Source organism: Vibrio agarilyticus (genome assembly GCF_012641465.1).
GTDB classification, from domain to species: Bacteria; Pseudomonadota; Gammaproteobacteria; order Enterobacterales; family Vibrionaceae; genus Vibrio; species Vibrio agarilyticus.
The window spans coordinates 1-16,004 of sequence record NZ_JABAIK010000001.1; the positions used below are offsets into that span (position 1 = coordinate 1).

The following is a 16,004-nucleotide window of genomic DNA, read 5'->3' on the forward strand; positions in this document are numbered from 1 at the left end:
GGAATATCTGGCTAAGCATGAAAGTAGGAAAAACTCTAATTTAGACTGCCACTAAAATGGGGAGGGTTACAATCTACTTCATCAAGTCGATGAAGTCTTTTCATCATGTAGCTCTCTGCCCTTAAAAACTATAGCTATTTGTTGCTATTAGTAGCAGAAATAGCAGCAACTTAATGTTTTATAAGTCATAAAAAGCACTAACTCGACTAACAGTGACAATTCCGGAGAGTAGTTTGGAAAACAAATAAGTGATGGAGATTAACACGAACAATCTATTGACTTAGCCAATATTTCAATTTAGGTTATATGCAAAGGGCTGAGGCTTACCTGCGGTTTGTAATGTACTTCTTACAAAACAAAGCACTCACATCGTTGAAGAAAAAGACACTACCACTCACGATCAAACCATCATTCTCGGACCTTATAGCCGGAAGTACGCCGTCACTAAACTGTGATGGGGCTTGCTTATTTTTAAAGGTTTTAGAATGACTAATAACTCAATCCCAACTACATACATCCCGTTAGAGAAATTCCATATTGTTCCCTTAACAGGGCTGTCTCCAGCAGAACTCAAAATCTCTGCGAAAAGAACATCGCGTGACCGTGAAAAAATCACTCATACAACAAAACTAAACGCCATTGCTAAACGTCTTGGAATAACTGGTGGATTTGCCGCTTACGAGAAAGAGTACAACGGAAGCTTACTTCCGTTTATGGCCAAACATAACCTTAGAAAACGCAAAAATCTTCTCAAGCACACGAAAGACGGTGATTACAATTTGTATTTCCCTTTCAGCCACCAGCAGGTTTCTGAACGACTATTCTTCTTTGAAGGACCCACTCCTAAGAAGCTGTTCACCGGGCATGATTTTGACTTTTCTGGTCCAATTAGTTGGCACAGTCAAGACTTATACGACGCTCTCAATGAAGATAGTGACTGGTCTGATATTATATTAGGCAATTATCATATCAAGCGAGCAATAGACGATAATTTTGATATTTCTCACCTATCTGACCGTCAACAGTATTTGCTTAAACTCGATGTAACAACAGAAATTACAGTGCGTTTATTGGATCAAACGGGCCTCCCTAACTTCTTGGATTTTCTAAACAACAAAGAGACAGAACCAAAGAAAAGGGAAAAACGATACCAACAGGTCTCTGTGAAGATTTTAGATCTCATCCTTCTAAAAAACCGAAACGGGTCTAGTAGTATTTACCATCTTCTCGGAAACTCTTTAACAGATATTCCTTCACCGTCAGAATACATAAAGCTTTATGCCCCAAATACAGTTCCAACTGAAAATGTTGAAAGAGATTTAAATTCGGACAAATACCTGCAACTGTTACTAACTAAACGCATAGGCGAAGGCAACGCCGGCTGGGTCAATGTTCTGCCTTACAATGAGAATTTGATTTTCTTGTCAGATGATCGCGGTAACTATGATTTTGTCATCAAAAATCAACGTGGCAAAGTGTTCAACCATCAGCTATTTGGGAACAATTTGAAACGAGCTGATATTCCAAGCTTCATCGAAGATTACCGCTTTGAGCGTTGGTACTACTTCGAATATGAAGGTAATAGAGAACTAGACGGACATAACTCAGAAAAGCACTACTATCTTAATGGTGGCACGGTGTCCAACTACCCCGGCATTCAGACCATATTACGTGAGTACTATCAATATAAAGGGGTTTATCACCCAGAGCATAGAAGTTCTAACGTTCGTCTAGATGGCTTCAAACAAGTATCCATCGATGAAAAAGAAATGATGGTCTCCGAACTCATAACGATTGGTGACCTGATCAACTTCCTAAAAGAAAACGCAGAATACAGCAAAAACCGTCAAGGTGATTCACTTGCCCCAATCAATAGCGAGAGTGATATCACTCTGCCAGCATCATGTACATTTTTTGACGTCCTAGCCTACATTAACTGGTTGGAGAAACAAACGGGGGTTCCTCTTCGTATTCTTAGCTACTCAGAATACAAGTCATTGAGAGGAGAAAACTGGTCAGAACCAAAACGTGGTCAAGACAGTGACATGACATTCATCAGCACATCAGGTGAGAAGTATGATTCTCACCCACCCTACATGGCTCAAAATGACTTTGACAACTTGCACCTTCGCTTTCCAAAACCTCTTCACAATATCGAAGAGAACGGATTGCGATTTATTGATTCAAATTTCTTTTGTGAGTGGCTACTAGAAGGGGTTCAGATCCGCTCAGCTAGCCTCACTTCGTTCTATATGGGCGATTACGTGTTGAGGGCAAGTGGACCTCAAGATTCAACCGGAAAATACAAAGGCATGAAGACAGGCTTCAGGCTCTGTTACGAGCTGAAAAAACACTAACAGTTAAGGCAGTGGGTAAGTCGCTGCCTAGTTAACCCCTTCATGAATTTATTTCCGGGACACAACTTGATGAAAAAGAAAAACTTTAATATCGCTGTTTACATTGATATGGAAAACATAGCTGCTAGCGACTTTCAGCTTGAAGAAGTAATGAATTCTTTCCTCAGCGCTGACGACGAGTACAACTGTATATTCACAATTAAGTCGGCTTATGGGAACCAAGCGACAGCAAAGAAATCACTGAAAACTCAAATCTTAGAGCATAATTTCAATATTATTGACACGCCAAAAATTGGTAAAGAGAAGAACAGAGCGGATTTGTTACTCAGCTTGGATGCCTTTGAAAGTCTGCACCTTGATAACCCGAGAGTTGATAGATATTGCTTTATGACCACAGATTCTGACTTTACTGTAATCGCAGATAAACTGAGAAAGTTCGGTAGAGAAGTATGGTTAGTCTGCAAAAAATCCGACAAAGATAGAGCGATTATCGCTAAGTCATTCGACAACTTATTGTTCGTCGAAGATTTCCTTCCAAAGAAAGATATTTCTGTAGTGGGCAACCTTGATAAGCTTTTTATCAGCGCCGTCAGGAATATGAACCAGAGCAAACTTCCAAGCAACGTTTCCATTGCTAATGACAGGATGAAAGCTCTAGACCCAAGTTTTCAAGTGAATAATACGGAATTCAAAACCTTCATGAATTTCATCAATCACATGGAGCAAAAAGGCTACGTCAAACTAGAAAGCCTTCCCACTGGTGAAAATCGTATTACTGAAATCTGCGTGTAGTTAGCAGAAGTAAAAATGGAAACAGTTTAGGGCTTTACAGCTAAGCCCTAAATTGCCATTTACCATGAATTCAATTCAACCGATCGCTCTTAAATGTACAGCACCTGTTACTGACAATGAACCTACTGCTGCATCATCAATATAACTACTCCACCACTCCATCATTTTTCGTCGACGTTCCAGATAATCTGTCCGATTGTAAGCGGCACGAATAGCATTTCGATCCTGGTGAGCCAAACAGCCTCAATGATATCCGGGTCAAAACCTCTTTCATTCAACGTCGTACTGGCGAGAGAGCGCATACCATGCGCGGTAGTGCGATCTTTGAATCCAATACGCCCCAACGCCTTGTTTATAGTCTCAGAGTCAATAGACCGCTTGGGGAAGCGCATAGAGGGGAAGACATGTACCCTATGCCCACTAATTGGATGTATGCGCTCCAGTATGGCGATAGTCTGATCGGTCAATGGAATGCGATGTTCACGTTTCATTTTCATCCGTGTGTCTGGAATAATCCAGAGTCGATTTTCTATGTCAATCTCATCCCAGCGAGCACCAGCTGCTTCACTTGGTCTAGTCATGGTGTGCAGCTGCCACTCAATTAAACATTTGGTAGCCAGCTGCATATTTGCAGTTGCAACTGTCTGTAGTAACTCTGTTAGTTCATCAGGTTTAAGTGCCGCCATGTGTTTCACATCAGGAGAAGCAAAAGTTTCTCCAACTCCAGATAAAACGTTGTGTTGGATCAATCCGCTATTGATGGCAAAGCGCATGATTTCATTTACCAACTGGATGGTGCGTTTTACTGTCTCCAACTTGCCTCTACGAGCAATGGGCCTAAACGCTTCCTGAACTATTATTGGCGTCAGTGAGTTAACCGGGATCTCACCGAACTTAGGAAAAGCATAAAGCTCGAGCTTTCTCCAGTTACCTTGGACGGTCTTAGGTTTTAGTTTCGTCTTGGTCTTAACCCATTCATCAGCGACTGACTTGAATGTACAAGCTTGCTCTTGTTGAATCTGGGTCCTCTTCTCGATCCTGTCTAATTTAGGGTCAATACCTTCCTTCAGAAGTTTGCGCATCTCAAACGCTTTGTCACGAGCACCATCAACATTGAGCATGTCTAGGCTACCCAATCCCAAGAAGGTTCTGTTTTTTGTACCTGGCTTTGTGTAACGAAACTCCCAGTATTTGAGGTTGTTGGGTTTCACCAGTAGATAGAGACCACCGCCATCAGGTAAACGATAGATTCGATCTCGGCCCTGTGCTTGTTCGATTTCCTTGTCTTTCAGACGATGTATTAAGTGCGACATATTGCCCCCTGGTATGACTAAGCTACACTCAGAAAAAGTTAAGTTTTTCGCGTCATACCACTTAACCCTAAGCTATTGATTTATCGAGAATCAAAGCTGTAACTCATGTAATTCCTAAGTTCCTAATCACTTGAATAGGAGCTAAGCAAATCAGGTTCAAATGGTATATTCCCGAAGTCGGGAAAGATTAAAACATACACTTTGTCATACCCCAAAATGGCGAACGAACTAGGACATCTTTGGACGTTATCGGACGATAACTTATTGATTTAGAAGTATAATAGGCATAAAAAAAGACGTCCTAGGACGTCTTTTTTTATGAATGTGGCGGTGAGTGAGAGATTCGAACTCTCGATACGTTGCCGTATACACACTTTCCAGGCGTGCTCCTTCAGCCACTCGGACAACTCACCGAAGCGTTGTGGGTTTCCCCTCTCAACGAGGCGCTAATTTAATGTTAAAGCGCCGCAGGGTCAACCCTAAATCATTAAAAATCCCTTTTAACGCAGTCAACTGGCTACTATTTGGCTAATTTGTTGGGTTTCCACGCAGATAGTTTGTTATTTCACACGTTCAAAACCATGATAGCGCTTGCTGCCGATAAATGAGGGTAAGGCAACACTTTTACAGAGGCATATTGCTTGTTAAACTGGTGTTTTGATTTACTGCGCCCGCTCGCATTCCGGCGCTCTGCATTTGATGGATTTTATCGTGACCTTGCAAGAAATCTTAGGCTTACCTGAGCTGGAAAATAAACTATTAAATCACGCACAAACCTTAGGTTTTGTGACTTCAATGGCGGCGGCACCTACCGTCTTACCGCCAAATGAATGGCTCCCCTACCTCTGGGGTGGTGATGAAGTGGCGCCATTTCTCGATGGCGAGCAACTCGAACAATATTTGGACGTGATTGTAAACGTGTGGAACGAGGGTCGTGCGGCGTTATTGGATGGCGTGTGGGAATGGCCCGAAATGTGCCAAATGGATGAGCAAGAGATTGTTAATCAAGCCACTCGTGATTTCTGTGAAGGGTTATTGCAAGGGTGGCAGCTCGCGCGCGATGATTGGGAAACGCTTATGCCCGAAGAGAGTCAAGAAAATGCGCTACTTGGTGGCGTGCTTCTTTCTGTAAGCATGCTGTATGATCCTGAAACCACCATCACGACGCTCGCAGAGCAAGGGTTTGAGGGCTTAGAGCAATTTGAAGAGATTTTCAATGCGATGCCAATGATGCTGTGTGGCCTAACACAGCGCGGCGTCACGCTTGCAGAAGCAATGTAAACCCAAAACATAGCTCAGTCATAATTTCGCCTCCTAAGCGTGTTGGTTGCTATTAAATCGACACGCTCTATACCCTTCCCTCTTAAAATTGCAGCGCGAGTTATTTGGATATAAATTAGCTATCAAGTCGCTAAGTGCTAATCAATCGTCTCAAGTTTTTGCCAATCAATCGGCTCGACACGCTCATCGGCAATATAGAATAACTTCATTCCTGCACTCACTTCGATATCAAGCTCAGGGTTGAGCTCAATATGCTCTCCTCGCTTTACTGCAATCAATGTGGCGTGGTGGTGCGCTTTGAAAAGATGAAATAACTTCGCGATAGTGGTATTTGGAGTTTGATCAGGATAAACCACAGAATATTGAGTCATACCTTTTGTCGATGCCAAAAGCTCTTGGTGCAGCGCGCTAGAGCCCGGATCGACCGCCGCTTTCGCCAACATTTCCGCGCCAACAGCAGGAATGCATTCCGCTTTCGGGCAGTGCTGTTTTAGCAGTTGGCCCAATGCCTCATCTTGAAAATAAGCCAAAAGGTGCGCAGAGCTGTTCACAAAAGCGCAATAAAGCGCGGCAGACAAAGTAATATCATCCGATAAATTATCAACGATAATGCAACTGGCACGTTCGATACCAGCTTGCGCCATTGACTCTGAATCGGTGTAACTTGTTACGCGTACAAAACCAATTTCACCGGGAAACGGGTTTTCAATCTCAGCCCGCGTGCAGAGTACGATAGGACGTTTTCCGGCCTCTTCATGCTGCAACATTCGAATTAGGTGTAAGGTTCGGCCTTCATTCCAACCGAGCAAAATAATATGGTTGTCCACGTTGACTCTCCTTTTTCCCAAAATACCCGCTCGCCAGTAGTCCATCGCGGCACTGGCGATTTGTCCAAGCAACGCCGCAAATAAGCTCAAACCACCCGGAATCACAAATAATACCGCAACCCAACGGCCTGCAGCACTGGTTGGTGACATATCACCATATCCCACCGTTGACGCGGTCACCATTAAAAAATAAACAAACGTTGAAAAATTGTCAGTCAGCGCGGTTTCGCCAGCCCAGCGCAATAGCAACCAAGACAGCATAAAATACGCTAACACGGCAACGAATAATGCGCGTCCGGTTAACTGAAACAAATGAGCTTTTACCCATCGCTTAATATAACCCCACAATGCCATGAAATTGATTACTCCTTTTTTCTCCTCATCAAAGAGCTTACCGATTTTTGCTCAAAATAACAAAACCAGCCTAAAGACTGGTTTTGTTATTAAATGCATTAGAGCTAAGAGCAGATCAAGCGTTGCCTTTTACCTGTAAATTTAATTGTTCAGCAAAATCCAACATGCGATTTAACGGCACTAATGATTTAACGCGCACGGCTTCATCTACAAAAATTTCGTGCTGTTCGCCACCAGTTTCAAGCGCAGCTTCAATCGCTTTGAGTCCGTTCATCGCCATCCAGGGACAATGCGCGCAGCTGCGACACGTCGCGCCTGCACCCGCAGTTGGCGCTTCAATTAACTCTTTTTCTGGCACCAATTGCTGCATTTTGTAAAAAATGCCGCGATCGGTGGCAACAATCATTTGGGAGTGAGGCAGCGCTTTGGCCGCTTTGATCAACTGACTTGTTGAACCGACAGCATCGGCAAGCGCAACAACACTTGCGGGTGACTCAGGGTGAACCAAAATAGCGGCATCTGGGTAAACCGACTTCATCTTACGTAGCGCATCAGCAGAGAACTCGTCATGCACCACACATTCACCTTGCCAAAGTAGCATATCTGCACCGGTCTTATTGGCGATGTAAGAGCCTAAATGACGATCAGGCCCCCAAATGATTGGAGTGTCTTGGGCATCAAGATGTTCAACAATTTCTAGCGCAATACTGGAGGTGACAACCCAATCTGCGCGCGCTTTCACAGCGGCCGACGTATTGGCGTACACGACCACAGTATGATCTGGGTGAGCGTCACAAAATCGGGTGAACTCATCCACAGGGCAACCCAAATCCAATGAACACTCAGCCTCAAGCGTTGGCATCAGAATGCGTTTTTCTGGCGTTAGGATCTTAGCCGACTCGCCCATAAAACGCACGCCGGCAATCAGTAACGTGCTTGCCACATGGCGGTTACCAAACTTCGCCATTTCTAACGAGTCACCGACAAAACCGCCCGTCGCTTCCGCCAGCGCTTGAATCTCCGGATCGGTATAATAGTGAGCGATGAGGACCGCATCTTTTTCAATAAGTAACTGCTTGATTCGCGCAATAGCGTGCTGCTTTTCGTCAGCGCTTAGCGGAATAGGTTTAGGAGGAAATGGGTATACGGTATCAATCTTATCTAGAATATGGCTCATGACTCGAAGTTAACGCGACAGTGATGAATCCGAGTATTGTAACGCCGATGCCGTTGAAATCCAATCGCCACGACCTTTAAAGCGCGGTAACGCGGGTATATACCCAAGTGACTTCAAGATGCTGGATTCAGAGCCGGCTCACTGAGCAGAGAACAAGGCAAACAACGCAGCGAAATAGCCAGTCTATTTTCAAGTTGTTTAACGCACTTTCGTTACAACAAAAAGCGGTTCAGTGATTGGCTCCCAAGGGGCTAGCTGTCTTGGCTAATCAGCTTTGTTGACGATTTTTGATTGAGAACCACTCAATCTTCAAATCCTCGCCTCACTGACAAACCAAGTCATTCTCGCTGAACCTCGCATCTTGAGGTTACTTGGGTATAAACGTATGCAAAGTAAGCATTCAGAAACAGTGATAGCGCTCTGTTATTGCCGCATAAAAAAAGGAAGCACTTGCTTCCTTTTTATTGCGTACATTGCTCTATTGCGCCAGTTTTGACTGCGCCAGATTGGCTGAAGCGCTACCAGGATATTCAGCAACAACCTGCTGATAATATTTTTGTGCTTGCGCAGCGTTATTATTACGCGCAGCAATATCACCCAGTTTTAATAAGGCATCCGCCCGTTTATTCGATTCAGGATACGCGACAACAGCGGCAAAACTGCTGACTGCATCTTTATCTTGCTTCTTAGCAAAATAGAGCTGGCCGAGCCAATAGTGCGCATTCGCTGAGTAGGTTGAATCAGGGAAGTTGGTTTGAAATTGCTTAAATGCTGTGATTGCGCCGGTGTAATCACGTTTTTTCAAGATCAAATCAACCGCATTTTGATACGCCTGCTGTTCATCCACATTACTGCTGAATGTGCCAGTTTCCGTCGACGCTTGCTCGCTTGGCTCGCTAACACTCGCAGCTGGTGTTGACGCAGCCGATTTGACTTCCCCACGCACTCTGTCAAGTTCAACGAACAATTCTCGCTGACGCTCAAGCATTTGTTTCATTTCATAACTATTGCGTTCGAGTTCACCACGAAGTTCACTAATTTCAAGTGACATTTGATCGATCTGTTGCTGCATTTGCAACTGAACTCGATTACGATTTTGCAGTAAACGCTCAAGACGTTGAACATCGCTTTCTGGAACGCTCGAGGCGACACTCGCAACAGCGGTGCTTACGGGAAGTGCGGCTTCACTAAGATCAGATACTGGAGCTGGTGCAGCAAACACTGGGCTTGCTGCACTGGCCAGTAACATTGCAGTAGCGATACGCGTAATGTTACTGAACATAAGGAATGGCCTTAATTAGTATACTAGAACCGCACGACGGTTTTTCGCGTAAACATTCTCTGACTGACCAAGCATCAGTGGTTTTTCTTCACCAAAGCTCACAATAGAGATTTGATCAGCTTGAACACCCAAAGCTTCTAGATATTTTGCAACTGCTTGTGCACGACGCTCGCCTAGTGCGATGTTGTACTCTGGCGTACCGCGCTCATCCGCATGGCCTTCTACCGTCACATTCAGTGCCGGATTTTGGCTTAGATATTTTGCATGTGCAGCTAGCATTTCTTCGTAATCTGAAGAGATTGATGCATTGTCAAACGCGAAGAAAATAGTTTGAGATTCGCGAAGCGCTTGCTCTTTTAACTCTTGTTCAGTCAACTGAGCATTTTGATCCATTGGGGTAACAACGGTAGTGTCAGTTGTGTTTGCTGAACCTGCAGTTGATTGGTTAGTGGTTTCAGAAGCGCCTGCGTTTGACGCTGCATCATCACTAGAACTACACGCTGTTACAGCCATAACAGGAAGTGCGATCAGTAGCCCTTTAAGAACTTTGTTAAGTTGCATCTTAGTTTTCCTTTCATTATCAAACTGAGAGAGTTGCTATAAAAACGGCGACCATGCTGGAGCGCGAACTCGCCCATTTGTTTCCGGTAATCTTGCCTTGAATCGGCCATCTATCGATACCATGGAAAGCACGTTTTTCTTATTGTAAATGGAGCTGTAAATAACCATTCCCCCATTGGGTGCAATGCTTGGTGATTCATCCAGCAAAGTTTTGGTCAATACTTGGACCGCGCCCGTTTCCAAATCTTGTTTCGCTAGATTGAATCCCGAGCCACTTTGATTCACCATGACAAGGAAACGGCCATCTGGGGTAATTTGACCTCCAAGATTTTGGCTCCCTTGCCAAGTAAGACGACTGGTCGCACCATCGCTCAAATTTACTCTATAAATCTGAGGTTTACCACCCCGATCCGAAGTAAATATGAGGGAATTACTGTCAGGATGCCAAAAAGGCTCCGTATTATTTGATCTACCCCGCGTTATTTGGGTCAGCTTTCGTGTATTCAGATCCAATGTATAAACATGCAAACTGCCCGTCTTCGATAAAACCAAGGCAAGTGTATTGCCATCGGGCGAGAAGACAGGCGCGCCGTTATGCCGAGGGAAAGAGGTCAATTTTTCGCGCTCTCCCGTGTAAATATTCATTACAAAGATTTCAGCTTGGCCATTTTGAAAGCTGACATAAGCCAATTTTTTTCCGTCTGGCGACCATGATGGCGACATCAACGGCTGTTTTGAACGTAAAACAAGGCGCTCATTAAAGCCGTCATAATCTGCAACGCGCAGCTGATAGGGGTATTGGTCTTTATCGTTCACAACCACATAAGCGATACGAGTTAAAAATGCGCCGCGCTCCCCAGTAAGCTGCTCATAAACTAAATCTGAGATTCGGTGAGCGTATTCACGCAGGCGATTCGATGGGTAGGTTGCCACTTTGCGAAATAACACGTGATCTTTTGACAAGACAAGTTCGCCATCAGACAACGCGCGACTTTCACCGCCAGTCAATTGTCCACGAACCACGTCCACCAATTGATAATCAACTTTGTAATTTCCGGCGGCATCTTGAGTAATGGTTCCGGTCAGCAGTGCGTCAACGCCAAGTGCGGTCCACGCATCGAAATCAATTTCACTGTCATTGTAAGGAGTCTGCGGCATTTTACTGGTCGCAACGGGGCTGAATTTGCCGCTGCGCTGTAGATCCGATGCAATCACCGCAGAAATATCGACTGGCAGTGAGCCTTCGCCCTGCCACTGAAATGGCACGATAGCGATTGGACGAGCACTGTCGATGCCGTCAGTAATGATGAGTTCGAGCGCGGCATTTGCCGTTTGGCAAACGCTAGTTACAGCCAGCAATATGGCGATAAAAAAACGTGTCATTCGTTCGCTATTCCCTATTAATCTAATTGAACCGTCAGGTTAATGTTGCGCAGCTTGTCGTTGACAGAGGCCTCTTTAGACATGGGAAAGCTTCCCACTTGCGTCACTGCACTTTTTGTTGCTGCGCAAACACGCGCGTCGCCGCTCACCACGGCGACATTTTTTAACATCATATCTGAGCCCGTGGGCAGTAATTGAATATTAACAACACACGACTTTCCAAGCAGATATTCGTCTTTCAATAATTTACTTTGGATCATTTGAGTATAAATTGCACTGAAACGACCAATTTCGTCATCAATATAGCGCTGCTGCGCTGCACTATTTTGACTGCTTTCTGTTTCCAAGCCGGAGAAAATATCATCAAGCGCCGCTTCTTGTTCTTTACGCTCTCGCTCTAGCTGCTCTAAGCGTGCTTTCTCTTTACGCGCTTTTTCCGCCGCCGCTTTTGCCGCTTTTTCTTTGGCGATACGTTCTTGCTCTGCCTTTTCTGCCGCTTCGCGTTCTTTGCGTGCTTTCTCTTTGGCTTCTGCCGCCGCTTTCTCGCGCGCAATGCGTTCTTTCTCAGCCTTTTCGGCCGCCGCTTGTTTGGCTATACGGGCTTGCTCTGCCTTAGCGGCCTCGGCCTCTTTCGCTTTACGTGCGGCTTCTGCCTTACGTAATGCATCTTCTTGGGCTTTACGCTGCGCTTCTAGCTCGGCAATTCGCTGCTGCTCTTTTGCCGCTCGTGCTTCTGCCGCTTTTTGCTCTTGTTGCTGCTTCTTCAAGGCAGCCTCAGCTTCACGCGCCGCTTTGGCGTCACGAGCCTGCTGCTCTTTTAACTTACGAATCCGCTCTTCTTCTGCTCGGCGATTTTTTTCAAGCTGATCCGCTTCACGACGAAGCTTATCTAACCGCTGCTGTTCAAGTTTCGCCGCTCGCTCACGCTGCTCGCGAATTTGCCTTGCTTGTTGTTCGACAATCTGTGGGTCTATCACCACGGCCTGAACAATCGGACCACTTGGTTTAGGATCAGACATGGTAAATTCTACGCCCCAAAGCAGGGCTGCTGCCAACGCGGCGTGCAACAATATCGATACGAATATCGGGCCACCAAAATGGTTTTGCCGCTCTCTTCTCTCTTTCATGACCACTACTCAACGTCCGTGAGAAGCCCCACTTGGGCAATCCCTGCTTGGCTTAACCCATCTAAGACCAACACAATTTCTGCGTATGGTGTCGCTGCATCACCACCAACAGCAACTTGAACGTCCGGCTTTAATGAGCGTTCTGCGCGCACTCGAACAATAATATCTTGCAAACTTAAACCGCGCTGAACCTCTTCGCCATTGGCGCTAAGCCCTAAACCACCATTTTTATCGACTTCAACCACCACAAAGGCGCTGCTCTCGCCGCCTGTTGGCTCCGCGGTACTGGCTGTTGGCAATTCAACATCAACACCTTGCGATACAAACGGTGCGGTCGCCATGAAAATAATCAACAGCACCAGCATCACATCGATATAAGGGACAACGTTGATCTCGGCCGTTAGTTTGCGCTTTTTAAGTTGATACCCTGACATGGTTTAGTCCTTGCCGGCCATTGCTTGGCGGTGCAAAATACTGTGAAACTCTTCTGAAAATGTCGCGTAGTTGCTTTCAAGACGACTCACTTTCGTGCTGAGTCGGTTGTACGCCATTACCGCAGGAATCGCCGCAAATAGGCCCATTGCAGTGGCAATCAAAGCTTCGGCAATCCCCGGCGCAACCATGGAAAGTGTGGCTTGTTTCACCTCACCAAGCGCTGTAAAGGCGTGCATAATCCCCCAGACAGTACCAAATAGACCGATGTAGGGCGTGATAGAGCCAACCGTCGCCAAAAATGGCAAACTGGTTTCTAGATCTTCCACTTCTCGAGAGACTGCGACTCGCATAGCTCGGCCTGTGCCTTCCATCACGTAGTCGGGTGAATTAGCGTGATGTTTACGCAAACGGGCAAATTCGGTAAAACCGGCATAAAATATTTCTTCCGACCCCATAAGATCGTCTTTGCGTGATTTCACTTGCTGATAAAGTTGACCTAAATCGGCACCGGACCAAAATTTGTCTTCAAAAACTTCGGCCTCACGCTCTGCTTGTTTTAACGCGCTGCTGCGCTGAATGATCATCGCCCATGAGGCAACTGACATTCCCAATAAAATAAGCATAACGATTTTCACCAGTAAGCTGGCTTGCAAAAACAGTTCAATGAACGAAAGATCAGCAGACACTCTTTGTTAGCTCCGAAATAATAAAAGGCGGGATAGCAATAGGCTTCATTCGAGAATTATCAATACATGCTACCTGAACTTGTGCTTTACACAACGGCTTGCCTGCATCATTGACTAACTCTTGACAGAAGACCATAGAGACTCGTTTTAGTTCAATGAGTTTCGTTGTCACTGTTAATTTATCGTCAAGGCGCGCACTTTGAATAAAATCAATATCCATATGACGGACAACAAACCCAATCTGTCGTGACAATAGCTCGCATTGACCTACACCAATGTCACGCAGCATTTCTGTACGAGCGCGCTCAAAAAACTTCAAATAATTGGCATGATAAACCACACCACCTGCATCTGTATCTTCAAAATACACAGTGATGGGCCATATATGATTGGCAGAAACGCTAGACACGGGAATTCCGATGAACGAATTAAACTCAACGCCCACTATAACCTAACTGAGCGCGATTGGTTAGGGTCTGTTGACCTTTCGTGCTGATTTTTGCAGCCGTTTGTGGGAGATGTCTACAAGACAGAGTCTTTGATGTGTAGTCAACCTACATGAAAAGCCGACAACGCAATAGAAATGAAGCACAACGGCTGCCCGAAGGGTTCGGCTAAAATCGTTTTATGCTTTGTTAAGACGTCTTTACTTAGAATGGCTAAGCGGCAAACGCCTTGTCGCGCCTAAAACGATTTTTGCGCGAACAAAATTTAACCTCGAAAGGTCAACAGACCCTAATTCCTTCAAATGCTTTTTTCTGTTTTTGAGGTCGATTTACCAAAGTCAATGAGCGAAAAAAACAAAAAAGCCAGCGACACAGGCACTGGCTTTCGTTTCTCGCAGACGTGCGTTTATATCACATAACGCAACGTTAAATAGAGTAATATCGGTAGCGAAATATAAGGACTAAAGAGCAATTGCCAATACCAAGCTTTGGGGTTAAAACCAACACCATAAACCATCGCTGAACAGACCGCCCAAATAAGAGCCGGAGCGATAAACGCATTAAACCCACCAATCGCGGCTGCGTACGCTTGCGGCTCCCACATCAATAATCCAACATGACACAGTCCCAACACCAAGGTTAAGATGCGCAGTGCAACCTTATCCATGGGTCGGTGCCATGCCGACATTCGCTGAGACAAGCTACTCACTGTCTTGGTCCATCATTTCTGAGTGCTCAAGCCACAGCGCATTGATGATACCAAATGCGCAAGCCAGCAATACACCCAAAATCCAGGCGAAATACCACATATGAATGCTCCTTCGTCTAATGAGTTAGTAAAGTGAGTTTTTGTTGTCTTCAATGAACTTATCATCAAGACGCCCGAACATTTTATAGTAGGTCCAAGAGGTGTAACCTAAAATAATAGGCACCATAACAAAGGCTACTCCGGTCATCAGATTTAACGTTAGTTCCGATGACGTTGAATCCCACATGGTTAAACTGTGGCTTGGTGCCAAGTTCGACGGCATGATGAAGGGGAACATCGCGAAACCTGCCGTGAAAATCACACCAGCATTACCCAGACTTGAGGTCAAAAATGCAATCGCGCCTTTTTCTACACGCGATGCAACGACAGCAAGTAGCGGCATGAGCGTACCCAATACAGGTGCAGCCCAGAGCAGTGGATATTGCTCAAAATTGTTCATCCACGCACCCGCCTCACGAACCACTTCTTTATTCAGCGGATTGGATGCTGCGGCGTAGTCCAAGGTGCCGACAACAACATAGCCTTCCATCGATTGAATCCAAAAACCGGCTGCAACAAATGCCGCTGCGGTGAGTAGCCCCATCAACTGAGCCACTAAACGCGCTCGAGCATGTACGTCACCTGTGGTTTTCATCTGTAACCAAGTGGCCCCTTGCATCAAGATCATAAACAGACTGACCAAGCCACAAAGTAGTGCAAATGGGTTAAGAAGACCAAAGAATGACCCGTGATAGGTCGGCATCATGAAGTCACTTAACTGGAATGGTACCCCTTGCAGCAAGTTACCAAAGGCAACACCAAAGATGATAGGGGGTACAAACCCGCTGATTGAGATGCAGATGTCCCACGTTTGACGCCATTTTGGATCTTCAATTTTTGAACGATAATCCAATCCAATTGGACGAAGCCATAGTGCTGCTAACGTCACAATCATCGCCAGATAAAAACCCGAAAATGAGGTTGCATAGACCAAAGGCCATGCAGCAAAGAGCGCGCCACCGGCCGTGATAAGCCAAACTTGGTTTCCGTCCCAGTGAGGCGCGATTGAGTTAATCATCACGCGTCGCTGCGTATCGGTTTTACCAATCACAGGGACTAATGCCCCCACGCCCATGTCAAAGCCATCCGTAATGGCAAAGCCCACTAATAGAACACCAATCAGGACCCACCAGATGAATCGCAAGATTTCGTAATCAAACATTGTTTTTCTCCTT

At 45.4% G+C, this 16,004-nt stretch carries 15 protein-coding genes, 1 tRNA gene and 1 pseudogene; 3 read left to right on the plus strand and 14 right to left on the minus strand.

The features are described 5' to 3' along the window. Nucleotides 1–485 precede the first annotated feature (485 nt). Both HGP28_RS00005 and HGP28_RS00010 read left to right on the plus strand, forming a co-directional pair. Nucleotides 486–2,357 carry a hypothetical protein gene (locus HGP28_RS00005; RefSeq protein ID WP_168834388.1) on the plus strand — a complete coding sequence of 624 codons (1,872 nt, stop codon included), beginning with the start codon at nucleotides 486–488 and terminating at the stop codon, nucleotides 2,355–2,357. A 69-nt stretch (nucleotides 2,358–2,426) separates the two neighbouring features. Beyond that, complete coding sequence (locus HGP28_RS00010; RefSeq protein WP_005483631.1) at nucleotides 2,427–3,149, plus strand: NYN domain-containing protein; 723 nt, start codon at nucleotides 2,427–2,429, stop codon at nucleotides 3,147–3,149. A 75-nt stretch (nucleotides 3,150–3,224) separates the two neighbouring features. Here HGP28_RS00010 and HGP28_RS00015 read toward each other — a convergent pair. Together HGP28_RS00015 and HGP28_RS00020 are read right to left on the minus strand one after the other, a co-directional pair. Next, nucleotides 3,225–4,462: pseudogene (locus tag HGP28_RS00015) on the minus strand (tyrosine-type recombinase/integrase). 325 nt (nucleotides 4,463–4,787) lie between these two features. Next, a tRNA-Ser gene (locus HGP28_RS00020) sits at nucleotides 4,788–4,875 on the minus strand. A 298-nt stretch (nucleotides 4,876–5,173) separates the two neighbouring features. On the opposite strand from HGP28_RS00020, the gene HGP28_RS00025 reads away from it, so the two are divergent. Next, entirely contained in the window at nucleotides 5,174–5,743 is a 570-nt protein-coding gene (locus HGP28_RS00025; protein WP_168834389.1) for a UPF0149 family protein, read from the plus strand. A gap of 137 nt (nucleotides 5,744–5,880) precedes the next feature. Here the strand turns inward: HGP28_RS00025 and HGP28_RS00030 are convergent, their stop codons facing one another. The 12 genes from HGP28_RS00030 to cydB form a co-directional block, all read right to left on the minus strand. Further along, nucleotides 5,881–6,924, minus strand: a complete 1,044-nt coding sequence (locus HGP28_RS00030; protein WP_168834390.1) for an ion channel — start codon at nucleotides 6,922–6,924, stop codon at nucleotides 5,881–5,883. Nucleotides 6,925–7,039: 115 nt separating this feature from the next. Then, nucleotides 7,040–8,101: a quinolinate synthase NadA gene (nadA, locus tag HGP28_RS00035; RefSeq protein ID WP_168834391.1), complete on the minus strand. Its 1,062-nt coding sequence runs from the start codon at nucleotides 8,099–8,101 to the stop codon at nucleotides 7,040–7,042. A gap of 478 nt (nucleotides 8,102–8,579) precedes the next feature. Continuing rightward, complete coding sequence (gene ybgF, locus HGP28_RS00040) at nucleotides 8,580–9,383, minus strand: tol-pal system protein YbgF (protein ID WP_168834392.1); 804 nt, start codon at nucleotides 9,381–9,383, stop codon at nucleotides 8,580–8,582. 15 nt (nucleotides 9,384–9,398) lie between these two features. Beyond that, nucleotides 9,399–9,944, minus strand: a complete 546-nt coding sequence (pal, locus tag HGP28_RS00045) for a peptidoglycan-associated lipoprotein Pal (protein ID WP_168834393.1) — start codon at nucleotides 9,942–9,944, stop codon at nucleotides 9,399–9,401. A 36-nt stretch (nucleotides 9,945–9,980) separates the two neighbouring features. Next, a complete protein-coding gene (gene tolB, locus HGP28_RS00050) occupies nucleotides 9,981–11,327 on the minus strand; it encodes a Tol-Pal system beta propeller repeat protein TolB (protein WP_168834394.1) in 1,347 nt (448 codons plus the stop codon). A 17-nt stretch (nucleotides 11,328–11,344) separates the two neighbouring features. Then, nucleotides 11,345–12,454: a cell envelope integrity protein TolA gene (gene tolA / locus HGP28_RS00055; RefSeq protein WP_168834395.1), complete on the minus strand. Its 1,110-nt coding sequence runs from the start codon at nucleotides 12,452–12,454 to the stop codon at nucleotides 11,345–11,347. A gap of 5 nt (nucleotides 12,455–12,459) precedes the next feature. Next, the gene (locus HGP28_RS00060) at nucleotides 12,460–12,888 is read right to left on the minus strand and encodes an ExbD/TolR family protein (protein ID WP_168834396.1); all 429 of its coding nucleotides are present in this window, start codon (nucleotides 12,886–12,888) and stop codon (nucleotides 12,460–12,462) included. A 3-nt stretch (nucleotides 12,889–12,891) separates the two neighbouring features. Continuing rightward, the gene (gene tolQ, locus HGP28_RS00065; RefSeq protein ID WP_168834397.1) at nucleotides 12,892–13,575 is read right to left on the minus strand and encodes a protein TolQ; all 684 of its coding nucleotides are present in this window, start codon (nucleotides 13,573–13,575) and stop codon (nucleotides 12,892–12,894) included. Beyond that, nucleotides 13,565–13,984: a tol-pal system-associated acyl-CoA thioesterase gene (gene ybgC / locus HGP28_RS00070; protein WP_168834398.1), complete on the minus strand. Its 420-nt coding sequence runs from the start codon at nucleotides 13,982–13,984 to the stop codon at nucleotides 13,565–13,567. Before ybgC ends, tolQ begins: the two co-directional genes overlap by 11 nt. Nucleotides 13,985–14,427: 443 nt before the next feature. Next, complete coding sequence (gene ybgE / locus HGP28_RS00075) at nucleotides 14,428–14,709, minus strand: cyd operon protein YbgE (protein WP_211091841.1); 282 nt, start codon at nucleotides 14,707–14,709, stop codon at nucleotides 14,428–14,430. A gap of 13 nt (nucleotides 14,710–14,722) precedes the next feature. Then, nucleotides 14,723–14,830: a cytochrome bd-I oxidase subunit CydX gene (cydX, locus tag HGP28_RS00080; RefSeq protein ID WP_061781641.1), complete on the minus strand. Its 108-nt coding sequence runs from the start codon at nucleotides 14,828–14,830 to the stop codon at nucleotides 14,723–14,725. A 24-nt stretch (nucleotides 14,831–14,854) separates the two neighbouring features. Further along, nucleotides 14,855–15,991 (minus strand): cytochrome d ubiquinol oxidase subunit II, encoded by a 1,137-nt coding sequence (cydB, locus tag HGP28_RS00085; RefSeq protein ID WP_168834400.1) that lies wholly within the window; start codon nucleotides 15,989–15,991, stop codon nucleotides 14,855–14,857. Between the last annotated feature and the right edge of the window lie 13 nt (nucleotides 15,992–16,004).